Origin of the sequence: Micromonospora sp. Mcm103 (genome assembly GCF_024519755.1) — a bacterium.
Taxonomy (GTDB): Bacteria; Actinomycetota; Actinomycetes; order Mycobacteriales; family Micromonosporaceae; genus Micromonospora; species Micromonospora aurantiaca.
Genome location: NZ_JALJRJ010000018.1, coordinates 33,541 through 39,136 on the forward strand (window position 1 = coordinate 33,541; position 5,596 = coordinate 39,136).

The following is a 5,596-nucleotide window of genomic DNA, read 5'->3' on the forward strand; positions in this document are numbered from 1 at the left end:
GGCGTCGTACGCCGGCCCCGCCGAGGTGAGTATCGTCTCGCCGGCACGCCCGGCCCCTGCCCGGTCCGTCGTGGACGGTCCGGACCGGCCTCGCGAAGACTGCCTGCTAGCGCGACCGGCGGTGGCCGAAGATGAACGGTACGCGCACCGGAAAGCCCTGCACCGTAAGCTTTTCGGCCATCCACACGAAGTTGACATGGTAGATGGTTGGGCTAGGGTTCCGCCGAACGGTTGTCACCGAGGCAGGTATCCGGTCACCACGAGGACGGCATGACGGCACAGTGCAGTGGCTTCGACATCCGCTTGCTGGGCAGTCTCCGGATCACATTCGCCGGGCGGGAACTGCCACTGCGCTCGGCCCAGCGCCGGGCCGTCTTCAGCGCGCTGGCGCTCACCCCGGAACGGGGCCTGTCCCGGGACGAACTGATCTCCGCCGTCTGGGGTGACCATCCGCCGGCCAGCGCGACCGGCAACCTCTACACGTACGTCTCCGCCCTGCGCCGCATGCTCGAACCGGACCGCGACAGGTGGTCCTCCGGCCGGGTGCTCACCTCCGAGGGCGGCAGCTACCGGCTGCACGTCGACGCCGACGCCGTCGACGTGCACCGCTTCGAGCGGTTGCGCGAGCGCAGCCGCGCGCCCCGCGCCGCCGGGGACACGACGGGCGAACTGGCCGCGCTGGACGCCGCGCTGGCCGAGTGGCGGGGCGACGAGGCGCTCGTCGGCGTACCGGGACCGCGGGCGGCCGGCCACCGGATCCGGCTCGGCGAGCTGTACCTGACCACTGTGGAACGCCAGGCCGAGCTGATGCTGGGCCTCGGACGCGGCGCCGAGGTCGTCGACCGTCTGCTCGCGCTCGTCGACCGCCACCCGGCCCGGGAGAGCCTGTACGCGGTGGCGATGCGGGCGCTGGCCGCGCAGGGGCGTACCGCCGAGGCGCTCGCGCTCTACGCCACGCTGCGGGACCGGCTGGTCGAGGAGTCGGGCACCGAACCCGCCGCCGCCGTCCGGCAGATCCACGACCAGCTGTCCGGCGCCACCGCGGCCCCGGTACGCGGCCCGGGACCGGTCCCGGCCCGGCACCACGGTTTCCGGGGCCGTTCCGCCGCGCTGGCCCGGCTGCGCGCGGCGGTCACCGGCCTCGCCGGCGGACGCGGCGGCAGCATGTGGATCAGCGGTGAGGCGGGCATCGGCAAATCAGCGCTGCTGGCCGAAGGGCTCAGCGGCGCGGCGCCGCTCGGCGTCCAGGTCGGCTGGGCCGTCGGCGACGAGCTGGCGTACCGGATGCCGTTGAGCATCGTGCTGGAGTGCCTGTCCCTGGGCAACGACGCGGACGGCCTGCCCGCCTCGCTGCACGCCTGCACCGGCGGGGCACCACCGACCATGACCGTCATCGACACGGTCCAGCGGTTCGTGGTCGCGCGGTGCGCCGAACGGCCGCTGCTGCTGGTCCTGGACGACCTCCAGTGGGCCGACGACATGTCGCTGCTGGTCTGGCACGCGCTGCACAAGCTCACCACCCGGCTGCCGCTGCTGCTCGTCTCCGCCGCCCGCCCGGTCCCGGCCGGATACGAGGTGCGGCTCCTGCGCCGGGTGCTGCCCCGCGACGGCACCACGCTCGTCGACCTCGGTCCGCTCGACGACGACACCGCGACCGACCTGGTAAGCGCCTGGTCCCGCCCACCCGGCCCGGGCCCCGGCACCGTGCGCTCGTTCGTCGCGGCGGCCGCCGGGAACCCGTACTACCTGCGGCATCTCGTACTCGCCGACCGGGACGGCCGGACCGCCGACACACCCGGACCGGAACTGACCGACGCGGTCTCCCGGCACCTGCAACCGCTCGCCGACGACACCCGCCAGTTGCTGCGGGCGATCGCGTTCCTCGGCAACAACTACCTGGTGGCCGACCTGGCCGCGGTCACCGGCAAGTCGGCGCCGGAACTCGTACCCGCGGTGGAGGAGGCGCTGGCCGCCGGGATCCTCGTCGAGGACGGGCGCCGCCTGCGGTTCCGGCATCCGGTCATCCGCCGGGTCCTGCGCGGCGCGATCCCGACCGCGCTGCGGGTGCTGATGCACAGGCAGTTCGCCCAGCGGCTCGCCGAGGCCGGCGGCGACCTCGGCCGGGTCGCGGGCCAGCTGCTGGCCGGGCCGGTGCCGGTCGACGCCTGGGTGCAGGACTGGCTGACCGCGCACGCCGCGCAGCTGGGCGCCACCGCACCCGCGCCCGCGATCGCGGTGATGCGTCACGCCGTCGCCTCGCCCGGCCTGTCCGCGTCGTCCCGCGAGCTGCTCACCGCGGAACTGGCCCGGGTGCTGCACCGCTGCGGCCTGCCCGCCGGCGCCGAGGCGACCTGGGTGTCGGCGCACACCGGGGACGCCGCGACGCGCGCCGAGATGAACCGGATCGCCGGCCCGGACGGGCCGTCGGCGGACGTCGGCCCGGCGGTCGTCGGGCAGCGGTGAGGAGACTGCGCGTCACCGTTCTGGGCCCGGTACGCGCCTGGAACGGTGAGGTCGAGATCGACCTCGGACCGGCCCGGAGGCGGGCCCTGTTCGCGATGCTGGCCGCGAACGCCAACCGCCCGGTCACCCGCGCCGAGCTGATCCGGGCGCTGTGGGGCGAGTCGGCGCCGAGCGCCGCGGCGGGCAACATCTACACCTACGTCTCCGGTCTGCGGCGCGCCCTGGGCCCGGCCGGTGGGCTGCTGCGTTCCGGCCGGGCCGGATACACGCTGCGCCTCGAACCCGGCGCGCTGGACGCCGACCGGTTCGAGACGCTGTGCGAGGCGGCCGGGGCGCAGGCCGGCGCCGAGCGGCCCGGACCGGCCGTCGCCCTGCTCGACGAGGCGCTCGCGCTCTGGCGGGGCGAGGCGTACGCGAACGTCACCGGACTCTTCGCCGACCTCGACCGGCACCGCCTGGCCGAGCTGCGGATCGGCGCGGCGGAGCGACGGGCCCGGCTGGTACTGGCCGGCGGCGGCGACGACGCGCTGATCGCCGACCTGACCGCGCTGGTCCGCGACCATCCCCTGCACGAGCCGTTCCACGAGCTGCTGATGCGCGCGCTGCACCGGGCCGGCCGGGGCACCGAGGCCCTGGACGTCTTCCACGCGGCGCGCCGGGTGCTCGTGGACGAACTCGGCGTCGAGCCCGGCCCGGCCCTGCGCGAACTGCAGAGCCGCATCCTCGCCGAGCCGGCGCCGCCCGTACCTGTGGCACCGGCAGCGGTGGCGGCGCCCGCCGCGCCGCCCGTAGCGCGACGGGGACGCCTGGTCGGACGCGACGCCGAGCTGGCGCTGCTGCGCGACCTCCTGGACGCGGTGGGCGAGGGCCGCAGCGCGATCGTGTGGATCGAGGGCGAGCCGGGCATCGGCAAGTCCGCGCTGCTCGACGCGGCGCTGCACGAGGCGCGGGCCCGCGGCCACCGGATCGCGCGCGGCAGCGCCGAGGAACTCAGCAGCCGCATCCCGCTGCACGTGATGCGCCGGGCGCTGCGCCTGGAGGACGCGCCGCACGACGACCCGGCCGCTGCCGTCGACCGGGTGCTCGACCACGTCCGCGGGCTCACCGCGACGGGCCCGCTGGTGCTGGCCGTCGACCACCTCCAGTGGGCCGACGAGGCGAGCCTGCTGGCCTGGGAGCGGCTGGCCGCGCTGACCCGGTGGCTGCCGCTGCTGCTCGTCGCGACCGCTCGGCCCGAACCGGGCCGGCGCGACCTGGCCCGGGTACGGCGGGGCGTGAGCACCCGCGACGGGCACCTGATCCGGCTCACCCCCCTGCCCCCGTCGGACATCGAGCAGATCTTCGGCCGGACGGTGGGCGTGCCGCCCGGCGCCACGCTGCGGTCGCTGGCGCCGCTGACCGCCGGCAACCCGCTGTACGCCCGGGAACTGGTCAGCGGCCTCGTCGCCGAGGACGGGGTGCGCGTCGTCGACGGGCTCGCCGAGGTCGACGCGCGGGCCGACGACATGCCGCGCGCGCTGCTGGACACCGTGCGGGCCAGCCTCGACCACCTCTCCCCCGGCGCCCGCGAGTCGTTGCGTTACGCCGCCCTGCTCGGCGACGAGTTCGCCGTCGCCGAGGTCGCGGCGGTCACCGGGAGGTCGCCGTTCGACCTGATGGCCGAGCTGGAGGAGGCCGTCGCCGCCGACGTCCTCGTGGACGCGGGCAGCGAGCTGGCGTTCCGGCAACCGGTGCTGCGGCGGGCGCTCGCCGGCAGCATCCCCGCCGCGCTGCGGCCGACGCTGCACCGGCACGCCGCACAGGCGCTCGCGGACAACGGCGGGGCCGTCACCCGGGTCGCCGACCACCTGCTCGCCGGGCCGCCCGAGGTGGACGAGTGGCTGGTGGACTGGCTGGTCGCGCACGGCGCCGAGCTCTCCCGGCGCGCCCCGGAGGCGGCCCGCGAGCTGGTACGCCGGGCCCTGGCGGGACACCGGCTGCCGCAGGCGCAGCGGGCGGCGCTCGCCGCCCTGCGCGACGGTCTCGACCGGTAACGCCTCAGCGCAGCCCCGGTACGCCCACGAACCGGCGGGCGGCGGCCGCCGGGACCGGCGTACCCGGACCGGTGCGGCGCGCCAGGTGCTGGCGCAGGGCGGCAAGGGCGAGAGCGTCGAAGCGCACCCGCCCGTCCACCGGCGGCTCCTCCACCGCCAGTTCCCGCACCAGCAGCCGGGCGGGGACACCGGCGTCCGGCTCCTGCACCTGGAGCACCGTGAACGCGGTACCGGGGAGGAACAGGACCCGGGCCGGCACGCCGTCGGCGGTCTCGAACGCCGCCGTGCGCCGCGCGGTGGCCGACCAGATCAGCACCTCGACCGTGCCCGGCAGGTCGGCGGGCGGCTCGGCGAGCGCGTTGGTGAACCCCCAGTCGGTGAGCACCCGGCGCTGCGCGATCCGCCGCAGGTCCACAGTGGTCAGCTCGGCACCGGCGTACGCGACGCCACGGTGCACCGGCAACCGGCGTACGCCCGCCGACACGCACCTGGCGAACGGCACGTGACCGCCCGGCTCGGCGGACCGCAGCGCCTGGTCGAGGCCGTCGCCGGCGGCGGAGAGGTAGAGGCGGACCGCCGTCGCGTACTCCACCGCATCGGCGCCGGCCGCGAGCGCCGGATGCGCGGCGAGCGCGTCCGCCACGTCGGCGGCGACGGCGGCGATCTCCCGGCGGAACGCCCGCCGGAACCAGGTCCGCTCCTCGTCCAGGTCCGGGCCGGGGCGTACGCCCCGCGCGTCGTCGCCGGGGGTGCGCTGGAAGCGGACGGGCGCCGGTGCGGGGCGGTGTACCGGCAGCGTCATCGTCGGACTGGTCGCCCAGCCCGCGCCGCCGCCGAGCACCGGCCCGGCCACGTCCCGCGCCGCCGCATCCGGTCCGTTCGCGGCCGGCCCGATGTCGTCGAGCCCGGCCGCCTCCGCCCCGACGACGCTCAGCCCGGCCGCGACCGGCCCGGCCCCGTGAGGCCCGGCCACGTTCGTCCCCGCCGAGTGAAGCCCGGCCGCCTTTGACCCTGGGCCGGGAAGCCCCGAGCCGTCCGGCAGGGTCGTGTCCGGCGGTGCGGCGGGACCGGCGGCTGCGGGAACGGCCGCGCCGGCAGCG

General features: G+C 76.8%; 3 protein-coding genes. 2 read left to right on the forward strand and 1 reads right to left on the reverse strand.

What is annotated here, in order from left to right; genetic code table 11:
- Positions 1 to 270 precede the first annotated feature (270 nt).
- Positions 271 to 2,463 (forward strand): BTAD domain-containing putative transcriptional regulator, encoded by a 2,193-nt coding sequence (locus OC439_RS21630; RefSeq protein ID WP_262015016.1) that lies wholly within the window; start codon positions 271 to 273, stop codon positions 2,461 to 2,463.
- Positions 2,460 to 4,496 carry a BTAD domain-containing putative transcriptional regulator gene (locus tag OC439_RS21635; protein ID WP_262015017.1) on the forward strand — a complete coding sequence of 679 codons (2,037 nt, stop codon included), beginning with the start codon at positions 2,460 to 2,462 and terminating at the stop codon, positions 4,494 to 4,496. The genes OC439_RS21630 and OC439_RS21635 overlap by 4 nt, the downstream gene beginning before the upstream one ends.
- A 4-nt stretch (positions 4,497 to 4,500) precedes the next feature.
- On the opposite strand, the gene OC439_RS21640 is transcribed toward OC439_RS21635, so the two are convergent.
- Positions 4,501 to 5,469, reverse strand: coding sequence for a hypothetical protein (locus OC439_RS21640; RefSeq protein WP_262015018.1), 969 nt, complete (start codon positions 5,467 to 5,469; stop codon positions 4,501 to 4,503).
- Positions 5,470 to 5,596 lie beyond the last annotated feature (127 nt).